Annotated in this window: 21 protein-coding genes and 2 pseudogenes; 18 read left to right on the forward strand and 5 right to left on the reverse strand. The window is 63.3% G+C overall.

Annotation, left to right across the window (positions count from 1 at the left end):
* From CWO91_RS20225 to CWO91_RS20235, 3 genes are all read left to right on the forward strand, one after another.
* Positions 1-414 (forward strand): tail fiber domain-containing protein (locus CWO91_RS20225; RefSeq protein WP_130215633.1); only part of this gene is annotated, 414 nt, incomplete at its 5' end.
* Complete coding sequence (locus CWO91_RS20230) at positions 411-1,328, forward strand: DUF2950 domain-containing protein (protein ID WP_130215635.1); 918 nt, start codon at positions 411-413, stop codon at positions 1,326-1,328. The genes CWO91_RS20225 and CWO91_RS20230, both read left to right, overlap by 4 nt.
* Complete coding sequence (locus tag CWO91_RS20235) at positions 1,312-1,776, forward strand: hypothetical protein (protein ID WP_130215637.1); 465 nt, start codon at positions 1,312-1,314, stop codon at positions 1,774-1,776. The genes CWO91_RS20230 and CWO91_RS20235 overlap by 17 nt, the downstream gene beginning before the upstream one ends.
* Before the next feature lie 3 nt (positions 1,777-1,779).
* On the opposite strand, the gene CWO91_RS20240 is transcribed toward CWO91_RS20235, so the two are convergent.
* Positions 1,780-2,364 carry a GNAT family N-acetyltransferase gene (locus CWO91_RS20240; protein ID WP_349643581.1) on the reverse strand — a complete coding sequence of 195 codons (585 nt, stop codon included), beginning with the start codon at positions 2,362-2,364 and terminating at the stop codon, positions 1,780-1,782.
* A gap of 112 nt (positions 2,365-2,476) precedes the next feature.
* On the opposite strand from CWO91_RS20240, the gene CWO91_RS20245 reads away from it, so the two are divergent.
* The 4 genes from CWO91_RS20245 to fabI are packed head-to-tail and all read left to right on the forward strand — an operon-like array spanning position 2,477 to position 7,699.
* On the forward strand, positions 2,477-4,705 hold the full coding sequence (locus CWO91_RS20245; protein ID WP_130215639.1) for a DUF3141 domain-containing protein: 2,229 nt from the start codon (positions 2,477-2,479) through the stop codon (positions 4,703-4,705).
* 26 nt (positions 4,706-4,731) lie between these two features.
* Positions 4,732-5,694 carry a phosphate acetyltransferase gene (locus CWO91_RS20250; protein WP_130215641.1) on the forward strand — a complete coding sequence of 321 codons (963 nt, stop codon included), beginning with the start codon at positions 4,732-4,734 and terminating at the stop codon, positions 5,692-5,694.
* A gap of 5 nt (positions 5,695-5,699) precedes the next feature.
* Entirely contained in the window at positions 5,700-6,914 is a 1,215-nt protein-coding gene (locus CWO91_RS20255) for an acetate/propionate family kinase (protein WP_130215643.1), read from the forward strand.
* Positions 6,911-7,699 carry an enoyl-ACP reductase FabI gene (gene fabI, locus CWO91_RS20260; protein WP_130215645.1) on the forward strand — a complete coding sequence of 263 codons (789 nt, stop codon included), beginning with the start codon at positions 6,911-6,913 and terminating at the stop codon, positions 7,697-7,699. Before CWO91_RS20255 ends, fabI begins: the two co-directional genes overlap by 4 nt.
* Positions 7,700-7,866: 167 nt before the next feature.
* Here fabI and CWO91_RS20265 read toward each other — a convergent pair whose 3' ends face one another.
* Genes CWO91_RS20265 through CWO91_RS20275 form a run of 3 tightly spaced genes read right to left on the reverse strand, consistent with a single transcriptional unit; the run spans position 7,867 to position 9,640 of the window.
* Positions 7,867-8,325, reverse strand: a complete 459-nt coding sequence (locus CWO91_RS20265; protein ID WP_130215647.1) for a MaoC family dehydratase — start codon at positions 8,323-8,325, stop codon at positions 7,867-7,869.
* Positions 8,326-8,337: 12 nt separating this feature from the next.
* The gene (locus CWO91_RS20270; RefSeq protein ID WP_130215649.1) at positions 8,338-8,988 is read right to left on the reverse strand and encodes a 3-oxoacid CoA-transferase subunit B; all 651 of its coding nucleotides are present in this window, start codon (positions 8,986-8,988) and stop codon (positions 8,338-8,340) included.
* Between the two features lie 4 nt (positions 8,989-8,992).
* On the reverse strand, positions 8,993-9,640 hold the full coding sequence (locus tag CWO91_RS20275) for a CoA transferase subunit A (RefSeq protein WP_130215651.1): 648 nt from the start codon (positions 9,638-9,640) through the stop codon (positions 8,993-8,995).
* Between the two features lie 52 nt (positions 9,641-9,692).
* Here CWO91_RS20275 and CWO91_RS43085 point away from each other — a divergent pair, with 52 nt between their 5' ends.
* On the forward strand, positions 9,693-9,893 hold the full coding sequence (locus tag CWO91_RS43085; RefSeq protein ID WP_165405574.1) for a hypothetical protein: 201 nt from the start codon (positions 9,693-9,695) through the stop codon (positions 9,891-9,893).
* A 99-nt stretch (positions 9,894-9,992) separates the two neighbouring features.
* Positions 9,993-10,385, forward strand: a complete 393-nt coding sequence (locus CWO91_RS43090; protein WP_165405575.1) for a hypothetical protein — start codon at positions 9,993-9,995, stop codon at positions 10,383-10,385.
* A 56-nt stretch (positions 10,386-10,441) separates the two neighbouring features.
* On the opposite strand, the gene CWO91_RS20285 is transcribed toward CWO91_RS43090, so the two are convergent.
* A complete protein-coding gene (locus CWO91_RS20285) occupies positions 10,442-11,266 on the reverse strand; it encodes an alpha/beta fold hydrolase (protein ID WP_245471306.1) in 825 nt (274 codons plus the stop codon).
* A 49-nt stretch (positions 11,267-11,315) separates the two neighbouring features.
* Between CWO91_RS20285 and CWO91_RS20290 the strand changes: the two are divergent.
* The 9 genes and pseudogenes from CWO91_RS20290 to CWO91_RS20330 all read left to right on the forward strand — a co-directional run.
* Positions 11,316-11,848 (forward strand): annotated as a pseudogene (locus CWO91_RS20290) (ShlB/FhaC/HecB family hemolysin secretion/activation protein); the annotation flags it as partial.
* The gene (locus tag CWO91_RS20295; RefSeq protein WP_130215653.1) at positions 11,848-13,848 is read left to right on the forward strand and encodes a DUF2341 domain-containing protein; all 2,001 of its coding nucleotides are present in this window, start codon (positions 11,848-11,850) and stop codon (positions 13,846-13,848) included. The pseudogene CWO91_RS20290 and the gene CWO91_RS20295, both read left to right, overlap by 1 nt.
* A 5-nt stretch (positions 13,849-13,853) precedes the next feature.
* Positions 13,854-14,258: an ExbD/TolR family protein gene (locus tag CWO91_RS20300; RefSeq protein ID WP_018319914.1), complete on the forward strand. Its 405-nt coding sequence runs from the start codon at positions 13,854-13,856 to the stop codon at positions 14,256-14,258.
* An 8-nt stretch (positions 14,259-14,266) separates the two neighbouring features.
* Positions 14,267-14,803, forward strand: a complete 537-nt coding sequence (locus tag CWO91_RS20305; RefSeq protein ID WP_245471307.1) for a hypothetical protein — start codon at positions 14,267-14,269, stop codon at positions 14,801-14,803.
* Positions 14,800-15,519 (forward strand): TonB C-terminal domain-containing protein, encoded by a 720-nt coding sequence (locus CWO91_RS20310; RefSeq protein ID WP_130215655.1) that lies wholly within the window; start codon positions 14,800-14,802, stop codon positions 15,517-15,519. The genes CWO91_RS20305 and CWO91_RS20310 overlap by 4 nt, the downstream gene beginning before the upstream one ends.
* Positions 15,520-15,572: 53 nt before the next feature.
* Positions 15,573-17,410: pseudogene (locus CWO91_RS20315) on the forward strand (putative porin).
* A 49-nt stretch (positions 17,411-17,459) separates the two neighbouring features.
* Positions 17,460-18,011 (forward strand): hypothetical protein, encoded by a 552-nt coding sequence (locus tag CWO91_RS20320; protein WP_130215716.1) that lies wholly within the window; start codon positions 17,460-17,462, stop codon positions 18,009-18,011.
* The gene (locus CWO91_RS20325; protein WP_165405576.1) at positions 18,008-19,054 is read left to right on the forward strand and encodes a peptidylprolyl isomerase; all 1,047 of its coding nucleotides are present in this window, start codon (positions 18,008-18,010) and stop codon (positions 19,052-19,054) included. Before CWO91_RS20320 ends, CWO91_RS20325 begins: the two co-directional genes overlap by 4 nt.
* A gap of 18 nt (positions 19,055-19,072) precedes the next feature.
* The gene (locus CWO91_RS20330; protein ID WP_130215659.1) at positions 19,073-19,588 is read left to right on the forward strand and encodes a YbjN domain-containing protein; all 516 of its coding nucleotides are present in this window, start codon (positions 19,073-19,075) and stop codon (positions 19,586-19,588) included.
* The last annotated feature ends 136 nt before the right edge of the window (positions 19,589-19,724 follow it).

A 19,724-nucleotide genomic window follows, 5' to 3' on the forward strand; every position in this document is an offset into this window, starting at 1 on the left:
CGATCCAGCATGGCGAGCATGCCGCGCGGCGGCGGCGGTCCGAGCATGGCCGGCCGAGGTGGCGGAGGCGGAATGGCCATGCATGGTGGCGGCGGTTTCCGTGGTGGCGGCGGAGGGGGCGGCTTCCGCGGCGGTGGTGGCGGCCGGCGCTCCGATATCGCGCTGAAGCACGACGTTGTCCTGCTCGGTCAGCTCTCAAACGGCCTCGGTTACTACCGCTTCAGCTACATCGGCAGCGACAAGGCCTATGTCGGCGTGATGGCGCAGGAGGTCGAGCAGGTGATGCCTGCCGCCGTGACCCGTGGCAGCGATGGATATCTGCGTGTCCATTACGAAAGACTCGGCCTGACATTCCGCAGCTATGGTGACTGGCTCGCCGGCGGCGCGAAGCTTCCTGCGGAGGTGACGCCATGACGGGCCCGAAATCGTTCCGCCGCGCGCTGTTGCCGGGCATCATGGCGCTGGCGCTTCTTGGCTCTGCGTCACAGGCACAGCAATCCTACAAGACGCCGGAGGACGCGGCGGCTGCGCTCGCGGCCGCGGTCAAGAGCGGACCAAGCGACATCCTGAAGGTGCTTGGGCGCGCTGCCGAAGACATCGTCTCGTCCGGCGACGAGATCGCCGACAACGACATCCGCCAGCGCTTCACGTCGATGTATGACGCCAAGCACGGCATCAGGGCCGAGGGCAACAAGACTGCGACCTTGATGCTGGGGCCGGACGATTTCCCGTTCCCGATTCCGCTGGTCAACACCAAGAGCGGTTGGGAGTTCGACACCGACGAGGGACGGATCGAGGTGCTGCGGCGTCGCATCGGCCGCAACGAGCTCGACGCAATCCAGACCGCGCTCGCCTTTGTCGACGCGCAGAACGAATATGCCGACAAGGACCGCGGCGAAGGCGCCGGCGTCTATGCGCAGCGCATCGTCTCATCGCCCGGCAAGAAGGACGGCCTGTTCTGGCGCGACGACAGCGACCCTAGCCCGCTTGGCGCGCTGGCGGCCGAGGCCTCGAAGGAGGGCTATCGCGCGGGCGATGCCGGACCTGCGCCCTATCACGGCTACTACTTCCGCATCCTCAAGGGGCAGGGACGGGACGCACCCGGCGGCGCGCTCAACTACGTCGTCAAGGGTAAGATGATCGGCGGCTTCGCCTTGATCGCCTGGCCGGCGGAGTACGGCAATTCGGGCGTGATGACCTTTGTGGTTAACCATGCCGGCACCGTCTACCAGAAGGATCTCGGCAAACGCACGGCCTTCATCGCCGAGCGGACCACGCTGTTCGATCCCGACGAGACCTGGAAGAAGGTCGATGCTGCAAAGCCCTGAGCGTCGCGCGAGCCGGCGCGGATTTCACCTGATAGCGCTCCTCCTGCTGGCGCTCGGGCTGACCGCGCCGGCGACGCCGTCCTTCGCGCAAGCGGCCGGTCAGGTCAGAGTCAAGATCGTCAAGGCCGGCCTCCTGGTCGGCGGTGGCGCCGGCAGCGGCGTGCTGACGTACCGCGGCAAGGCCTATCCGTTCAAGATCAGCGGTCTGAGTTTCGGCATCACGGTCGGCGCCACGGTCGGCCGTCTCGACGGCTGGGCCTCGGGCATCCGCGAGATCAGTGACTTCGCTGGCACCTACAGCTCCGTCGGTGGCGGTTTTGCGCTGGTCGGCGGCGCCAGCGGCGTTCATCTTCGCAACGAAAAGGGCGTGACGATGGTGCTGCAAGGCCCGAAGGCGGGACTTGAGCTGGCGGCCAATATCAGTCAGATCACGATCGCCTTGAGATGAAGCTCAAGCCGGGCGCGCGGACCCAAGAGTGAGAGCCAAGCGTACTGTCCTCGGATCATCGCTTCTCGCAAGCTTGAAACCTGACTTCGCGAACACGCTGCGCATGGAGGCGTTGTCGGACAGAACCTCGGCCGTGAGCTCCTGCATCCCATGCTCTTGCGCGATGTCGATGAGGTGCCTCAGCAGCAGGGAGCCGATCCCGCGGCCTTGCCAGGCATCCACCACGACGAAGGCCATCTCGGCCCGACCGGGATCGACGACCACGTGGCGGCCGCCGCCGATGATGGTGAGACGACCCTGTTCTTCGACGAGGGCGGCCAGCGCAACGTGATTGCTGAAATCTACGTCCATGAAGAAGGCGCGCTCCTTCTCCGAGAAGTGCCGCTTCAAGATGAAGAACCGGCTCTGGAGCGAGCGCGGCCCGGTGCGCTTGATGGCAGCGAGCATATCCGCCTCGTCGCTCGCTCGAAGCGCGCGGATCTGGACCGGAGTGCCGTCCTTCAGTACGGCTTGCGCGCTGTAACTTGCGATTTGCGACATGCCGATGTCGTCCGGCGAAATCAGCTCGTCAAGTGAGCCGCGTTTCATGAACTCGATTGCAGATAAGAGTCCTTCAAGCGTGCAGATCACCTTGACCTAGATCAACGTTCGTCCTTGCCCGGCGCCGTCAATTGTCGAACCCGACAAAGAGGTCGAAAACATGTCCATAGACAAGGTGCAAATTCCGGGCGGTCCAATGTCGGGGTTGTTCGCCTCGGCGATCGAATACTTGGTCGATGCGGGACAGCGCAGTGCCCTATTCCTGGATATCATGCGCCGGCGCGGTGATCAGTACCGGGAACACCTCGCGCAAACCGCGCCGCATGTTCTCCAATATGCGGCCGAACTGATCATGGACGGCCGCAAGCTCGCCGAGCCGGTCAATTACGCGCTGGTGCGCATCGTTCCGCCGGACAATGTCGAGATCGACATGAACCGTCGGCCTTTCATTGTGGTTGATCCGCGCGCGGGCCACGGCCCCGGCATCGGTGGCTTCAAGGCGGACAGCGAGATCGGGGTGGCAATGAAAGCAGGCCATCCCTGCTATTTCATCGGATTTCTGCCGGATCCGATGCCCGGTCAGACCATTGAGCGTATCGCGCGTGCAGAAGCCATATTCATCGAAAAGGTCATGAGCCTTCACCCGGATGCCGACGGCAAGCCCTGTGTGATCGGCAATTGCCAGGCCGGATGGGCCGTCATGATCCTGGCCTCGCTGCGTCCTGAATTGTTCGGGCCGCTGATCATCGCCGGCGCGCCGCTTAGCTATTGGGGCGGCGTGCGCGGAAAATATCCAATGCGCTATTCCGGAGGCCTCTTGGGCGGGAGTTGGCTCACGGCGCTCACCAGCGATCTCGGCGCCGGCAAATTCGACGGTGCCTGGCTGGTGCAGAATTTTGAGAACCAGAACCCGTCAAACACGCTGTGGACCAAGCAGTACAACGTCTATTCGAAGGTCGACACCGAGGCAGAGCGTTATCTCGAATTCGAGCGTTGGTGGGGCGGCCACGTCAATCTGAACGCCGAGGAGATCCAGTTCATCGTCGACGAGCTGTTCGTCGGTAACAATCTTGCGGCAGGCAACATCGAATTGTCCGACGGCCGCAAGGTCGATCTCCGCAACATCAGGTCGCCGATCGTGGTGTTCTGTTCGGAGGGCGACAACATCACGCCGCCGCAACAGGCGCTGCATTGGATCCTGGATTGCTACGCCGACGTCGACGAGATCAGGGCCTATGGGCAGACCATCGTCTACACCGTGCACAAGAGCATCGGTCATCTCGGTATTTTCGTCTCCGGTGGCGTTGCCAAGAAGGAACACGCGGAGTTTTCCAGCAACATCGACCTGATCGACGTGCTGCCGCCCGGGCTCTATGAAGCCACCTTCGAGGCGAAGGGCGAGGAGACCGCGAGTTCAGACCTCGTCGTCGGTCAGTGGGTGATGCGCTGCGAGGCGCGGACGCTCGATGACATCCGAGCCATTGGGGGCAACCCGCCCGAAGACGAGCGGCGCTTTGCCACGGCCAAACGCGTCTCGGAGATCAATCTGGCGGCGTACCAGAAATTTCTTCAGCCATGGATCAAGGCCATGGTGACGCCCCAGATGGCCGAATGGGCCCACAACATGCACCCGCTGCGGCTGCAATACGAGCTCTTCAGCAGCCAGAATCCCTATATGGCGATAGTGAAATCGTTGGCCGAGAAGGCGGTGGAGGAGCGCAAGCCGGTCGCGAAGGACAACCCATTCCTGGCGTTCCAGGAGCGGATGTCGAAGCAGATCGTGCACGCCCTGGACAGCTGGCGCGATTCACAGGAGGTGCTCAGCGAAGCGATCTTCCTCAGCGCCTATGGGTCGCCGGCGCTGCAGGCCGTAGTCGGAATTGATCCCACTTCCGTGCCATCCCGGCGGCATGAAATGTCCGTCGAGCATCGCGCCGTGCTCGAAAAGCGCATCGACGATCTGAAGTCGCGGATCGGCGAGGGCGGCCTTCGTGAAGCGGCGCTGCGCGCCTTGCTCTATGTCGGCTCTGCGCGAGGGATGGTCGACGAACGAAGTATCGAGGCTCTGCGCCAGATCCGCCGCAAGCATGGTGGCACACGCATGAGCCTTGCCGAATTCAAAATGCTGGTGCGGGAGCAGTTCTTCATGCTGCTGCTCGATCGTGACGGGGCGCTCGCCGCTATTCCGAAGTTGCTGCCTGACGACATGAACCGTCGCCGCGGGGCTTTCGAGGCGATCGAGCAGGTGCTGTCGGCCAGCGAGGACGTCACGGGCGAGCGCGCGAAGCGGCTGCGGCAGGTCGCCGGCCTGTTCGGCATCGACGCGATGGAGGATTCCGAAAGGGCGTCGAACGTTGCCCCTTTCGATCCGAAGGCGAAGGCGTCGTAGCAGGTTGCAAGGATCGGGACGACATCATGTCACTAGATGCGACGGCCACGCACTCTCCCAGCAAGTACGATCGCCTGATCGCCGCGGCTAAGGCGATCCCGCCGGCGCCGACCGTCGTCGTGCATCCCTGCGACGAGACATCGTTGCGGGGCGCCGTCGATAGCGCGGCGGCCGGCATCATCCGGCCCCTGCTGGTCGGGCCGGAACGGAAGATCAGGGACACGGCCGCCAGGTTCGCACTGGACATTTCGGGCTATGAGATCGTCGATGCCGCTCACAGCGACGATGCCGCGGCGAAGGGCGTCGAATTGATCCATGCCGCCCGCGGCGAACTGCTGATGAAGGGCAGCCTGCACACCGACGAGTTAATGCGGGCCGTCACCGCGAAGGCCGGAGGTTTGCGGACGGATCGACGTATAAGTCACGTTTTCGTCATGGACGTGCCGGCCTATGCCGAGACCGTCTTTGTCACTGACGCCGCCATCAACATCTTTCCCGATCTGGATGCCAAGCGGGACATCATCCAGAATGCGATCGACCTTTACAACCAGGCCGGCTTCGGCCAGTCGCCGCGGGTCGCCATCCTCTCTGCGGTCGAAACGGTCACATCGAAAATTCCATCCACGATCGAGGCCGCGGCGCTCTGCAAGATGGCGGACCGCGGACAGATCACCGGCGGCGTGCTCGACGGGCCGCTGGCGTTCGACAATGCGATCGACCTGGAGTCCGCGCGGATCAAGGGCATTAAATCCGAGGTCGCCGGCCGGGCGCAGATCCTGGTCGTGCCTGACCTTGAATCGGGCAACATGCTCGCTAAGAATCTCGCCTATTTCGCCAAGGCCGACGGCGCCGGCATTGTGCTCGGCGCGCGCGTGCCGGTTGTCCTGACCTCGCGTGCGGACAGCCCGAGAGCGCGGATGGCGTCCTGCGCGGTCGCGGCACTTTATGCTCACGCCCGGCGCCAGAAGGCGCCGACCATTGCGGCGTAACCGCCATGGACAGCATCCTCGTCGTCAACGCCGGCTCGTCGAGCGTCAAGTTCCAGGTCTTCGTGATCGAAGGGGAAGGCACGCTTCGCCGGTTGATCAAGGGGCAGGTGGACGGCATCGGCAGCCGCCCGCGCCTGCGGGCGAGCGGCGCAGGCAGCGACCCCATGGCCGACCGGGCCTATCCGATCGAGGCCATTCCGGACGTTCCGGCGGCGATGAACGTGGCAGGCGAATGGCTGCGGAGCGAAGTTCGTATCCATCCCATGGCGGTCGGGCATCGCGTGGTGCACGGTGGACCGGACTATGAGCGGCCGGTTCTGGTCGATCATGGCGTGGTGGCGCGGCTGGAGCGCTTCGTCGCCCTGGCGCCGCTGCACCAGCCACACAATCTGGCGCCGATCCGCTCGATTCTTGCCAATTTCCCGACCGTGCCGCAGGTCGCCTGCTTCGATACCGCGTTTCACCGCACGCATGGTCCCTTGGCCGATCATTACGCCATTCCGCACCAGCTCCATGCCGAGGGCGTGCGGCGCTATGGCTTCCACGGGCTTTCATATGAATACATATCCAGAACGCTACCCCAGACTGCACCGGAGATCGCAGGACGGCGCGTGATCGTCGCCCATCTCGGCAGCGGCGCATCGATGTGCGCCATGAAGGGCGGACAGAGCGTCGAGAGCACCATGGGATTTACCGCGCTTGACGGGCTGCCGATGGGCACGCGCCCCGGCCAGCTCGATCCGGGCGTCGTGCTGTATCTAATGTCCGAGAAGGGCATGACTGCCTCGAAGGTGCAGGATTTCCTCTATCGCGATTGCGGATTGAAAGGTCTGTCCGGCGTCAGCAACGACATGCGCGAACTGGAGGCAAGCACCGATCCGCAAGCAACGCTGGCAGTCGATTATTTCGTCTATCGCATTGGCCTTAACGCCGGGATGCTCGCCGCTGCGCTGCAAGGTATTGATGCGTTCGTCTTCACCGCTGGCATCGGGGAGAACTCGAGCGGCATTCGGGCTCGCGTTGCGGCACACCTCGGCTGGCTCGGCGCCGCGCTTGATGCAACTGCGAATGCCCGCCACGCACGGCTGATATCGACGAAGAACAGTCGCCTCCCGGTCTACGTCATCCCGACCGACGAGGAGCTGATGATCGCGCAGCATACGTTGTCGCTGCTGATGAACGGCCAGTCGCCCAACGCCAGACATGAGAGGGTGTCATGATTCCAGTATATCCGGACAGCAAGGTCGCCCTGAAGGGGAAGAAGGGCCTCGTCGTCGGCATCGCCAACGACCAGTCGATCGCCTGGGGCTGCGCCAGGGCGTTTCGCGCACTCGGCGCCGATCTCGCCGTCACTTATCTGAACGACCGCGCCAAGAAGCACGTCGAGCCGCTCGCGCAGGCACTGGGGGCGCCGATCTTCCTGCCGCTCGACGTCATGGTTGAAGGCCAGACTGAAGCCGTGTTCGAGCGGATCAAGTCGGAGTGGGGGCAGCTCGATTTCCTGCTTCATTCCATCGCATTCTCGCCGAAGGAAGCGCTGCACGGCCGCGTCGTTGATGTCGGCCGTGATGGCTTCCTGAAGACCATGGACGTCTCCTGCTGGTCATTCCTGCGAATGGCACATCTTGCCGAACCCTTGATGAAGAACGGCGGCACGATGTTCACCATGACCTATTACGGCAGCCAGATGGTGGTGGAGAACTACAACATCATGGGCGTCGCGAAGGCAGCCCTCGAGGCCTCCGTCCGTTACGCTGCCGCCGAACTGGGCCCGAAAGGCATCCGGGTCCACGCGATCTCGCCAGGACCGCTCGCCACGCGCGCAGCGTCAGGCATTCCCGAATTCGACGAGCTGATGGACAAAGCGCAGTCGAAAGCTCCCTCGCGCAGCCTCGTCAGCATCGACGATGTCGGCAACGCCACCGCGTTCCTGGCACTCGACGGCGCCAAGCTGATCACCGGTGGTGTACTCTATATCGATGGCGGCTATCACATCATCGATTGATCGCGCCGCCGCCTTGCCAAGCCGGGCTGGCAGTCTGGGCCATGGGCTGACGATGGCATATTGCCACTGTGTTGCCCGACGGGTCAACCTCTTTCGTAAAATAAGAAATCGTAATGCCGTCAACTTCATGGCTACTGTGCATGGGGTTGTTTTTCGACTTTTTTGATTCAGCGATAGTGCAACGCGATCAACTCGGCGACGCAAGCAGGCTTCTTGCCGTCCTCGATCTCGATCACGAGGTGATAGTTGACGCGCAGCCCGTCCGGCGGCACGTCCTCGGCTTCGGCGATCGTGACGCGGCCGCGCAGTTTCGAGCCCGCCGGCACCGGCGCGAGATACCTGATCCGGTCCGCGCCGTAATTGAGCGTGTTGCGCAGGCCCTTCAGGCCGATGACCGAGCGGATGAAGAGTGGGGCCAGCGCCAGTGACAGCAGGCCGTGTGCGATGGTCTTGCCGCCGGGCATCTCTTGCTTCGCGCGCTCCTGGTCGACATGGATCCATTGCTCGTCGCAGGTCGCCTCGGCGAATTGGTTGATGCGGTCCTGCGTGATCTCGATCCAGTCGCTGGCACCGATCGCGGAGCCGACGGCAGATTTGATCTCGTCGAAGTCGCTGAATATCCGCATGGGTTAACCTGCTCAAAGTCTCATTTCCGGAACACTGTCGGGGATGACGAGCTCGGCCTCCGTTAGTGCCAAGACCTCGCCAATGCTCATGCCGGGCGCGGTTTCGAGCAACGTGGCCCTGCCATCGGGGAAACCAATCACGGCCATGTCGGTCACAACCAAATTCACGGGACGCGCCGAGGTCAGCGGCAAGGAGCATTTTGCCACGATCTTTGATTTGCCCTTCGCCGCGTGCTGCATGGCGACGATCACGCGTTTGGCGCCGCTGACGAGATCCATTGCGCCGCCCATGCCCGGCACCATCTTGCCAGGGATCATCCAATTGGCCAGATGGCCGTGTGCATCGACCTGAAGGCCGCCGAGCACAGTGACATCGACGTGGCCGCCGCGGATCAGTCCGAACGACATTGCGCTATCGAAGGTGGAGGCGCCCGGCAACGCGCTAATCGGGCGCCCGCCGGCATCGGTGAGTGTCGGATGCGCCATGCCCTGCTCTGGAATCGGCCCGGTGCCGATCAATCCATTCTCCGACTGGAAGAAGACTTTCAGATCGGACGGCACGTAGTTCGCGACCAGCGTCGGAATGCCGATACCGAGATTGACGAGGTTGCCGCTCTTCAGCTCCTTGGCGACGCGCCGGGCGATGATGATCTGGGGATCCATAATGTCACCCGTTGGTGATGAGATAGTCGACGAGCGGTGCGGGGGTGACGACGTGATCGGGCGCAATCACACCGACCGGGACGATATGCTCTGCCGTCACGATGACGGTGTCCGCCGCCATCGCCATGACCGGGTTGAAATTGCGGGAAGTGAGCGCGTAGGCGAGGTTGCCGAGATAATCGGCGAGGAAGGCGTGCACTAATGCGAATTGCGCCCGCAGCGCCGTTTCCAGCAGGAATGGCTTGCCGTCGACTTCGATCTGACGCTTGCCTTCGGCAACCAGCGTTCCGACGCCCGTGGGCGTCAGCACGCCGCCGAGACCACATCCGCCGGCCCGGATGCGTTCGACGAACGTGCCTTGCGGAACGAGATCGACGGCGATCTGGTTGGCCAGCATCTGCTGCTGCGCCTTCGGATTGAGGCCGATATGCGTCGCCGTCAGCTTTGACACGAGGTTCTGATCGAACAGCTTGCCGACACCCTTTCCGGGCGTCGCCGCGTCGTTCGAGATCAAGGTCAGGCCTGCCTTCTTCTGGCGAACGACTTCGTCGAGCAGCCGCTCCGGCGTCCCGACTCCCATGAATCCGCCAACCATGACGCTGGCGCCCGCCGGGATCATCGCAACGGCTTCTTCGACGGAAACGGCCTTCATGATTGAAACTCCCGGTCGACCCGACGATGAGCGGAAGGGCGGCGGTGCGCGGATGTTGGAGCCCGGCGATTACTCTCCTTTGATCTGCATCAAGGCTTCCGGTCATTCGGTTTGGGGGGTCGATGCCGATGCTCCCGAGTATTTCGCGCCAGAGCTTGCGAACGCCGGCGTGACGCTGTTCGAGGGCAGCACTCACCGCATTTCGATGCGGCGCCAGGTCCGCCCCTTTCAGGAACAGAATCTGTGCCTGTAGCAGCCGGCCGCTCTCGAATTCGATGCGGCGCAACGCCATGACGAATGGATCCTGCGCATCGGCTTCGACCGGGAGCAGCGCAGCCGGCCGGATGGCAGCGTGGACGGCATGGGCAAGCGTTGCGAGGTGAACCGCCTGGGCAAGATGATGGTCTGTGATCCCCGCGATGGGCGCAGGAAGCCAAGCGGTCTCCCAGGATACGACCATGTATCCCAGGGCAAGATCCGGGACCCAGGAGGTGGCGCGCATCGGCAGCGAGACAATCTCGGTCTCGCGATAGAACTGCGCGTGCAATTCGGTCTGCCACGCCGCGTCGAGCCTCAGCGGCAGCGTAAAGGCGAATTGCCGGGCGAGGGCGCCATGCGCCGAGATCAGGAATGCTGCGACCCGCGTCTGCTGGCGCGGTGGAATGCGGCCGTCGATATCGAGAGGACCGAGGAAGCCGCTCATGGCAGCGCCCGCTTGATCGGGATGGCGCGCAGATGGTCGTAGCCGGCGGGAAACGGCGTGAACTCGCCGCCGGGCTCGTCCGGCGCCACCCAGACGGCTTAATTGCCTTGCCAGCGCCCGGCCAGCACGTCGTCGGCAAAGCGCATGAGCATATCGGCCGTCAGCGCGCCTTTCTCGAGCGTAAAGGCGTGATAGCCGCTGGGAATGATAACCAATGAGCTGTTGGGGATTTCAACGCGCAAAGTGTCATGCAAATGCCGCGGCGTCAGGAAATCGAATTCGCCGTTGAGGATCATGGTCGGGACCGCGATGGAGGAAAGGCGCGGCGTGAGCGGTTGGAAGTCGAGAAACGATTCCATCAGGTTCTGGAGCGCGTAGATGTCATTGACCAGCCAGCCTTGGCGCTTGACGCCGTCGAGCTTGTCCAGGAGCGGCTTCAGCCATTGGTCCGAAAGGTTCATCGGCAGCAGGAGGTCCTGGAGGTAACTTGTGCCGCCCAGGATCAGCCCGGTACGCAGGGCATTACCGAGCAGCAAAAGTTGGGGCGACAGCTCCGCGAAGCAGCTCATCGGTACGAGCCCGGACAGCCGCTCCCCATGCTCGATCGCATAGCGCAGCGCGATCAGGCCGCCAAAGCTGATCCCGCTCAGAAAAATCCGGCCGTCGCCAAGCTCGCTGATCAGGAGCCGCAGCGCGGCGACCTGATCGTCCTGGCTGATGAAGAGCGTAGGCTTGTCGGACGCGCCCTGGCCGAGCAGATCGAAGGTTGCAACGCGAAAGCCGCGCGTCAACAAAGCTTCGCGATAGGCGTCCCACAGCCCGGAATATTGCGTCAGCCCGTTCACCAGGACATAGGCGGGCGCGCCCGCCGGCCCGTCGAGCTCATAGCGAATCCGATACGAGCCGTGGCTGAGGAAGGGCATCGCAAGATACTGCCGGGCGCTCTGATGGCGGCGATCCTCGACAGCCCGCCAGCGCTACGGGGCCTCCCCGAGCTTCACCCATTTCAACGTCGATGTGTCGCAGACCCAGGAATTGCCGGAAGGCTTCCAGCTTTACGGCAAGGTGCAGGGACAGGTCGCCGACGGGCCGCTGGTCTCGAGCGAGCAGTTCAGCGTCGGTGGCCTCGACACGGTGCGCGGCTATCTCGAGTCCGAGACGCTCGGCGACAACGGCGTTGTCGGCAATCTCGAGCTGCGCAGTCCCAATGTGGGAGAGATGCTGCAAAGGCAGATGAAGGACGAGACTGGGCAAGGGAAGGCGCGCTTCACGACCTTCAACGAATGGCGGGCGTTTGCGTTCGCGGACGCCGGCATGGCGACCATGCTGAATGTACTTCCCGAGCAGCAGTCGCAATTCAATCTGTGGAGCTACGGCGTCGGCAGCCGTTTCAAGATGTTCGCCTACCTGAACGGTACGCTGATCTATTCGGTGCCGATGGTCAGTCAGACCTACACGAGCGCGAGGGTCCGCGCGTGAATTTCCGAATCTGGGGTGAATTCTGATGACTGCAGGATGGGATCACATGGCTCGCGCGTGCCGGTCGGCGCTTCAGCGAGCGGCTAAACGGGCTCTGACAGGACTGGTGCCCGCCTTGGTCGCGGCATTGATGTTGTGTCCGTCGCCGGCCAAGGCGTGGTGGAACGATGACTGGCAGCTGCGCAAGAAGATCACGATTGACGCCAGCGCATCGGGCGCCGGCATTACCGATCCGATCGGGGCCGCGCCGGTCCTGGTCCGGCTGCATGTCGGAAACTTCCGTTTCGCTTCCGCCAAGGATGATGGCAGCGATCTGCGGTTCGTGGCCGCCGACGACAAGACGCCGCTGAAGCACCACATCGAGAAATACGATTCGCTGCTCGGCGAGGCGCTGCTCTGGGTGGCCGTGCCCAACCTTCAGCCCGGCGCCAAGACCGACATCTGGCTCTATTCCGGCAACAAGAAGGCGGTCGCGACCAGCGATCCGAAGGGGACTTACGATCCGGATACGCTGCTGGTCTATCACTTCAACGAGCGGGGCACGCCGGCGCTGGATGCGTCGGTCTGGGCCAACAACGCACAAAGCGTCGGCCAGCCCGCGGATGGTTCGCTGATCGGCACCGGCTTGCGCCTCGACGGTCGTGGCGCGCTGACGCTGCCGGCCGCACAGTCGCTCGCGTTGAGCGATAACGCGGCGTTCACTTGGTCGGCCTGGATCAAGCCGGGAGCGATGCAGGCGAACGCAGCGTTGTACAGCCGCCGCGACGGCGCCAACGGTCTTGTCATCGGTCTGGATAGCGGCGTGCCCTTCGTCGAGGTGACGAACGCGGGATCTGCGCAACGCAGCGGCAGCGCTGCGCCGCTGGCGCCGAATGGCTGGCATCACGTCGCCGTCGTCGCGAATGGCGGCCAGGCCGTGCGATATCTTGATGGTGCACCTTATGCGTCGCTCGCGGCAACGCTGCCCGCGCTCAGCACGAATGCCACGGTCGGAGGCGACGCGGCGCCTGCGTCGTCCATGGCCGTACCCGCGGCGGCGCAGCCATCGTCTGCAGCGGACGGTGCGGCAGCTCCGGATGCGTCAGCCCCGGCACCGGAGACCGCACCTGCTGTCGCCGCGGCGATGGCCGGCTTCGTCGGCGACATCGACGAACTCCAGTTCGCAAAGATTGCGCGGTCGCCGGGCTTTATCAAGTTCGTCGCCATCGGACAGGGACCGAACCAGGCCAAGCTCGTGACCTTCAGCGTCGACGAGGAGACCGCGAGCTGGCTGTCGGGCTACTTTGCGGTGATCCTGAAATCGGTAACGCTCGACGGCTGGATCGTGATCGGCATCCTGATGATCCTGGCGGTCGTCAGCTGGGTCGTGATGTACGACAGGGCCTCGTATCTGAACGGGCAGACCAAGGCCAATGCGCGTTTCATGAAGAGCTTCCGCGAGCTCGCGGCCGATCTCACCATGCTTGATCAGGGCGATGCCGGCGATGTCTCGACCTTGGGCGGCCGGATCGGCGAGGCCGATACCAGGATGATGCAGGCGTCGTCACTCTATCGCATCTATCATATCGGGGCGTCGGAAATCCGCCATCGCTTTGCCGGCAAGGGCGAGCGTGTCCCGGTGCTCTCGGCTGCTTCGATTGCCGCCATCCGCGCCGCGCTGGACGGCGGCTCCGTGAAGGAGACGCAACGGCTCAACCGGCTGATGGTGGTGCTGACCATCGCGATCTCGGGCGGACCCTTCCTCGGCCTGCTCGGCACGGTTGTTGGCGTCATGATCACCTTCGCCGCCATCGCGGCCAGCGGAGACGTCAACGTCAACGCGATCGCCCCCGGCATCGCCGCCGCACTGGTTGCGACGGTTGCCGGCCTTGGCGTGGCGATCCCCGCGCTGTTCGGCTACAACTACCTGATCTCCCGCATCAAGGACCTGACCACCGACATTCAGGTCTTCGTCGACGAGTTCGTGACGAAGATGGCGGAGTTCTACTCCGCCGACCAGATCGAACGCAGCATCGCCGCGGAGTAACGACGATGCAGGTCCAGAACGACTCCAAGCCGTACGACGATATCAACATTACTCCGATGCTGGATCTCGCCTACGTGCTGCTGGTGATCTTCATCATCATGACGACGGCGACGGTGCAGGGCCAGAAGGTCAATCTGCCGAAAGCGTCTGCTGCGCCGAGCCTTGCCACCCAGACCACCAAGGCGATCACGGTCGCCAATGACGGCAAGATCTTCCTCGATACGATCCCGGTGACGCTGCCGGAACTCGAGCAGCGCCTGGTGCAGCAGAAGGCGCTGACGCCGGAATTCCCGGTGGTGCTGCGCGGCGACGCCCAAGCCCAGTACCAGAGCGTGATGGACGTGCTCGACCTGCTCGGCCGTGTCGGGCTGACGCAGGTCGGGCTGGCGACCAAGCCGCTTGTGAAATGACGGAACGAATGGGCACCTCCATGGATATGCGCGCCGATCCGCGAAAGGGCGCCATGGCCCTGTGGTCGTGGCTTCGTGGTAGACTGTCCTGCGCGGATCGGACCGCCATTCACGTGTCGTCGACGATCGTGAACGCGCGTTCGCTCGAGCCGCATGCATCGACTGCCGGAATGCGACATGTCGAGCAAGTCGGCATCGCACGGACTGCGTCGGACACCGGCGTGGTGCTTCGTTTCCCGATCCGTGGTGAAGCCCTGCTGGTCAAGCTTGCGGATCTGCTGCGCAAGCAAGTCGCGGGCTGCGCGCCCGAACGCGACCCGTTGCTGCTGACAATGTCGCGCTGCCCCGGCTCGCGTCTGTCGATCGATCGCATTGCCTACATCGACTTCCTTGCCGATCGGTCCACCTACCACCTCGTCATCGAGGCGGCTCCCGATGCCAGGATCACGCTGGATACGACCGACTTCGACACGGTCGTGAATTTCGTCGTGCAGTACGTCACCGGCAGGAATGCCGAACCGGTCGCGCTCGAGGCGGTGTCATGAACGCGCCGAAAGAACAGGGCGGCCCGCGACCGCCATCCTTGCCAGGAGCAAAGCCATTGCTGCGTTACGGCGCCGCGCAGGCCATCGTGGGCCTCCTTGGGATCGCGGTATTCTTGCTCGTCGGTCATGACGACATGCCGCCACCACGTCAGGTGCGCGAGTTGACGGTCGTCAACATCACGCCGCCGCCGCCTCCGCCACCGCCTCCACCGCCGCCCGAGCAGAAGATGGTGGAGCAGCCGAAGATGGCGGAGCCAGAATTCAAGGAAGACAAGCCCGTCGAGAAGCCAAAGGACGAACCGATCAAGGACGCCAAGAACGAAGAGCCGCCGGGGCCGCTGGCGCTCGACGCCAAGGCTGCAGGACCCGGCGACCTGTTCAATCTCGGCAGCAAGGTGGGTGGCAATCCCTATGGCGGCGGAGGAGGGGGCGGCAGTCGATGTGGCTGGTATGCCTCCATCGTGCAGTCGCAGATCGAAGCGGCGCTGCGGGCCAACGGCAAGACGCGCAATGCGACGATGCAGCTGCAAATCCGGCTGTGGGCCGATGCGACCGGCCGCGTCAGTCGCATTCAGCTCGTCTCGTCGACCGGCGACGCCGAGCTCGACGCCGCTATCCGCAACGATGTGCTTGGCAGTCTCGTGTTGCGGGAGCCGCCGCCCAGGGACATGCCAATGCCGATGGTGACGCGCGTCACGGCGCGCCGGCCAAGCTGACGCGCCGCAATCAATTTGTTTGAGTCGAGTGACTAGCAGAGGACTGGGGACTTATGTTTAGGAAGAAACGCGACGTACGCCGACTGACTTCGTCGACCGCCGTATCGCTGTGCGCGCTTGCCGTCGCCGTTCCAGCTCTTGGCCAGACCGCGTCGGATCCGAGCTCGACGACGGCAAAGAAGCCCGAGGCGAAGCGCCCGACCGTGTCCGATGCAAAGCCCCTGTCGTCGAACACGACGATCAATCTCGTCAACTTGCTGGTGAAGCAAGGTGTGATCAAGGAGGAGCAGGCTCAGGCGCTGATCAAGCAGGCCGACGACGAAGCCTATGTGTCGCGCCAGGCGACGAAGGACGCCGCCGCGAAGGCCGACGAGGCGGCAAAGGCCGCGAATGCAGCGGCCGCGGTAGCCTCCCCGCCCGGTACCAGGCACGTGACTTACGTGCCTGAGGTTGTCAAACGGCAGTTGCGCGAGGAGATCAAGAAGGAAGTCATGGCCAAGGCGCAGAAGGAGAACTGGGCTTCGCCTGGCGCCTATCCGGAGTGGGCGCAGCGCATCCGCTTCTCGGGCGATCTGCGCGCGCGCTATCAAGGTAGCTTCTTTCCGGAAGGCAACAATCAGCTCCACGCGTATAATTTCAACGCGATCAACACAGGTTCCCCGTACGATCTCAACAGCAACAGCTTCGCTCCGACCTACAACGCCACCCAGGACCGCCACCAGGCCCGGCTTCGCGCACGCCTCGGCATGGAGGCCGACATCTTCAATGGGTTCACCGCGGGCATGCGTATCGCGACCGGAGAGAACAGCGCGCCCGTCTCCACCAATCAATCGCTTGGCGCGAACGGCGGCAACTTCTCGAAATACGCGCTGTGGCTCGATCGGGGCTATCTCAAGCATCAATCCTGAGACGGCAATCTGGCGGTCTCCGTCGGTCGTTTCGACAATCCATTCTGGTCGCCGACTGATCTCGTCTGGCATAGGGATCTCGGCTTTGATGGTTTCGCAGTGCAAGGAAAGTATGAGATCGCCAAGGACATCACACCGTTCGCGGTAGCCGGTGCGTTCCCGATCTACAATACCGACTTCAACATCGGCACCAATTTCGACGCAAACACCGGTGGGGTCACGAAGTTCGCGAGCCACGACAAATGGCTGTTCGGCGGTCAGGCAGGCTTGGCGGCGCGTCTCAGCTCCGAAACGTCGATGCGGGTCGCAGCCGCTTACTACGATTTTTCCAATGTCCAGGGACGCTTCTCCAGCCCCTGTCTGGTGCAGTCGGCGTCGGATGTGTGCGACACCGATCTGACCCGGCCGTCCTTCGCGCAGAAGGGCAACACCTATACGACGCTGCGCAACATCGTCTCCGATCCCGCGGTGCCGGTTCCGCCGCTCTATCAGTATTTTGGCCTGGTCGGGCAATACCGGCCGGTCGTCGGCAGCGTGCAATTCGACCTCGGCCATTTCCACCCGGTGCATATCGTGCTCGACGGCGAGTACGTCTGGAACAGCGCGTTCGACCGCAATCTGATGAATCGATATGCCGTCAACAATCGCGGGCCCGACGTCGCGGCGGGTGTGCCCGGAGCCTTCAACGGCGGCAATCGGGATGGCTCGGTCGCGTCACCGTCGGCAATAGGGAGATCAAGCGTCTCTGGGACTGAAACGTGCATGCGGGCTATAAATATCTGCAATCCGACGCTACCATCGACGCGTTTGTCGACTCCGACTTTGGCCTCGGCGGCACCAATCTCAAGGGTTACTTCGTCGGCGGCAATGTCGGACTCAGCGATGACGTGTGGGCCAGTGTGCGCTGGCTGAGCGCGAACAACATCGCGGGCGTGCCTTACGCCGTCGATGTCCTGCAAGTTGATCTGAACGCGAGGTTCTGATCATGCACCTCCGGTTCCAGGTCTCGTCGTGGTCGTAGCCGCGGCGGCGATGTTCTGTGGCGAGGTTCGCGCCGAAAGCGAAACCGATCGTTTGCGGGAGGCGCTGCGCAGCGCCATCGCACAGGCGCGGCAGATGGAAGATCAGCGGACGGCGCTGCAGGCGAAGATCGCGGACGCCGACCGCGAGAAGGCGGCCCTGAAGGCGCAAGTCGATGCGGCCAAGGCGGAAGCCAAGCAGCTCCAGAAGCAGCATCGCGAGGCGGTCGACGAATTCAATCAGCGTCTGGAGGAGCGCAACCAGACGCTGGAGAAGTGGAAAGTCGCTTATGAGGAAGCTGCCACCGTCGCCCGCACCAAGGACGCCGAGCGTGCCAAGTTCGAGAGCGAGGCGGCAGCGTTCAAGGCCAGCACCAAGAGCTGCCAGGCCAAGAACGTGCAACTCGTCAATGTCGGCCGCGACATTCTCAATCGATATCGCAGCCTGACTCTGGGCGATGCCGCAGTCGCAAGCGAGCCGTTGACGGGTCTGGGCCGCGTCGGCGCGCAGAATTTCGTCCAGGAAGGTATCGACAAGCTGCTTGACCAGAAGGCAACACCATGAAGTGTCCCAGCGCTATCAGATCGTCTCGATCGCCATTCGTTGCCGCAGCTGCCGTGGCGATACTGAGCCTGTCGGTGGGGACGGCATCTGCCCAGACCGCGCCGGCGCCTCAACGCCCGGCTCAGCCTGTGGTGAGACCGAAGCCGGCGGCTCCGGCCGCGGCAACGCCAACGCCGGCTGCCGCGGCGCCAGCAACCCAGGGGCTTGCTTCTACCAGGACGACCGGCAGCGATGATGTCATCGCACGGGTCGGCGAGGCCAATATTTCGGCGGAGGAGCTCCGCGCTTATGTCGGCGCGCTGGGTGCGCGCGAACAGGCGGCGCTCGCGAAAGATCCGGCGCTGCTCAGCCAGGCGGTTCGCATGCTGCTCGCCAACCGGTTGGTCTTGCAGGAGGTCATCGCCAAGAAGTGGGATCAGCAGCCAAACGTGGCGGCACAGCTCGACCGCGTGCGCGAGAATGCCTTGGTCGAGATCTACCTGCAATCGGTCTCGACGCCTCCGGAGAGTTTCCCGAGCGAGGACGAGCTTCAGAAGGTCTACGACGTCAACCGCAGCGCCTTGCTGGTGCCTCGGCAGTTCCATCTCGCGCAGGTTTTTGTCGCGGCGAAGGACGGTGATAAGGCGGCTGAGGACAAGGCGAAGAAAGCGATCCAGGCAATCCAGGCGAAGCTGAAAGCGCCTGGTGCCGATTTCGGCGCGATTGCGCAGGCCGAGAGCGATTCAAAGAGCAGCGGCGATCTGGGCTGGGTGGCGGAAAACCAGATCCGGCCGGAGATCAAGGCGCAGGTGCAGGGACTGGCCAAGAATGCCGTCTCCGAGGCCATCAGGCTCGACGACGGCTGGCACATCATCAAGTTGGTCGACACCAAGGCTGCCTACACCCGGACCCTGCCCGAAGTGCGCGACCGGCTCGTCCAGCAGATGCGCAGCGAGCGGGCTACCGCGCTGCGGCGGGCCTATCTCGCGGAATTGCTCAAGCAGAATCCGCCCATTCTCAACGAGCTCGCCCTTTCGAACCTACTCGACAATTCCCGGAAATGAGCCACAGCGGAGCCAGCGATGTCCAATATGGTTATCGTCAAGATCACCCTCGATGATCTGCGTGCAGCACTTCAACAGGTCGGCTACCGCGTGGAGGAAGTCACCGACCCTGTGATCAATCTGACGTATCTCCGCTCGGCAACGGGCGGTCTTACCTTCGACATTCGTCCAGGGAACCGGCTCGCGGATGCGGAAAGTTTCCTTGATGCGGCCTTTACCGCAGTGCTCCAAGTTCAGGGCGAGCTTCCGCTCGATCTGGTCAATCGCTGGAACGCGACGCGCCGGTTTGCACGCCTTCAACTCAGTCAGCAGTTCCTCGTGCTTTCACTGGATGTCTCGGTTGCGGGCGGCGTGACCGCGGACCATCTGCGCGCGCAGATCGACGTCTGGGATCGCCTGGTGCAGGAGCTGATCGTGTACCTGCGCGATGAACTTCGCGAGCTAGCCGCCAGGAAGGGGGCGGCCACACCGGTCGAGCGGGCCCCGGGATATGAGAGTGCCGATGCCAATGGCCCGGCGGCCGCTCTTCAGTAGCTCTTGCGATGTCCCTGAGGCGTTCAAAAAGAGTTCGCGAGCGAGTCCAACGAGACACGTTGACGATGGGCGATGCGCCGCCTCTGACATTTCTGCTCCGCGCCTGGATATCGTCGGACGGTCAGCTGCATCGCGT

It is taken from the genome of Bradyrhizobium genosp. SA-3 (assembly GCF_004212635.1).
In the GTDB taxonomy this organism is placed as follows: domain Bacteria; phylum Pseudomonadota; class Alphaproteobacteria; order Rhizobiales; family Xanthobacteraceae; genus Bradyrhizobium.

Bases quoted from the DNA above. Each gene is read 5' to 3' on its own strand.
- CWO91_RS20320 (WP_130215716.1), top strand. From the start codon at position 17,460: ATGTTCTGTGGCGAGGTTCGCGCCGAAAGCGAAACCGATCGTTTGCGG.
- CWO91_RS20235 (WP_130215637.1), top strand. From the start codon at position 1,312: ATGCTGCAAAGCCCTGAGCGTCGCGCGAGCCGGCGCGGATTTCACCTG.
- CWO91_RS20275 (WP_130215651.1), bottom strand. From the start codon at position 9,640: ATGAAGGCCGTTTCCGTCGAAGAAGCCGTTGCGATGATCCCGGCGGGC.
- CWO91_RS20325 (WP_165405576.1), top strand. From the start codon at position 18,008: ATGAAGTGTCCCAGCGCTATCAGATCGTCTCGATCGCCATTCGTTGCC.
- CWO91_RS20330 (WP_130215659.1), top strand. From the start codon at position 19,073: ATGTCCAATATGGTTATCGTCAAGATCACCCTCGATGATCTGCGTGCA.
- CWO91_RS20285 (WP_245471306.1), bottom strand. From the start codon at position 11,266: ATGCCCTTCCTCAGCCACGGCTCGTATCGGATTCGCTATGAGCTCGAC.
- CWO91_RS20305 (WP_245471307.1), top strand. From the start codon at position 14,267: ATGGGCACCTCCATGGATATGCGCGCCGATCCGCGAAAGGGCGCCATG.
- CWO91_RS20270 (WP_130215649.1), bottom strand. From the start codon at position 8,988: ATGGATCCCCAGATCATCATCGCCCGGCGCGTCGCCAAGGAGCTGAAG.
- CWO91_RS20310 (WP_130215655.1), top strand. From the start codon at position 14,800: ATGAACGCGCCGAAAGAACAGGGCGGCCCGCGACCGCCATCCTTGCCA.
- CWO91_RS43085 (WP_165405574.1), top strand. From the start codon at position 9,693: ATGTTGGAGCCCGGCGATTACTCTCCTTTGATCTGCATCAAGGCTTCC.
- fabI (WP_130215645.1), top strand. From the start codon at position 6,911: ATGATTCCAGTATATCCGGACAGCAAGGTCGCCCTGAAGGGGAAGAAG.
- CWO91_RS20265 (WP_130215647.1), bottom strand. From the start codon at position 8,325: ATGCGGATATTCAGCGACTTCGACGAGATCAAATCTGCCGTCGGCTCC.
- CWO91_RS20295 (WP_130215653.1), top strand. From the start codon at position 11,848: ATGACTGCAGGATGGGATCACATGGCTCGCGCGTGCCGGTCGGCGCTT.
- CWO91_RS20245 (WP_130215639.1), top strand. From the start codon at position 2,477: ATGTCCATAGACAAGGTGCAAATTCCGGGCGGTCCAATGTCGGGGTTG.
- CWO91_RS20230 (WP_130215635.1), top strand. From the start codon at position 411: ATGACGGGCCCGAAATCGTTCCGCCGCGCGCTGTTGCCGGGCATCATG.
- CWO91_RS20300 (WP_018319914.1), top strand. From the start codon at position 13,854: ATGCAGGTCCAGAACGACTCCAAGCCGTACGACGATATCAACATTACT.
- CWO91_RS20250 (WP_130215641.1), top strand. From the start codon at position 4,732: ATGTCACTAGATGCGACGGCCACGCACTCTCCCAGCAAGTACGATCGC.
- CWO91_RS20255 (WP_130215643.1), top strand. From the start codon at position 5,700: ATGGACAGCATCCTCGTCGTCAACGCCGGCTCGTCGAGCGTCAAGTTC.
- CWO91_RS20240 (WP_349643581.1), bottom strand. From the start codon at position 2,364: ATGAAACGCGGCTCACTTGACGAGCTGATTTCGCCGGACGACATCGGC.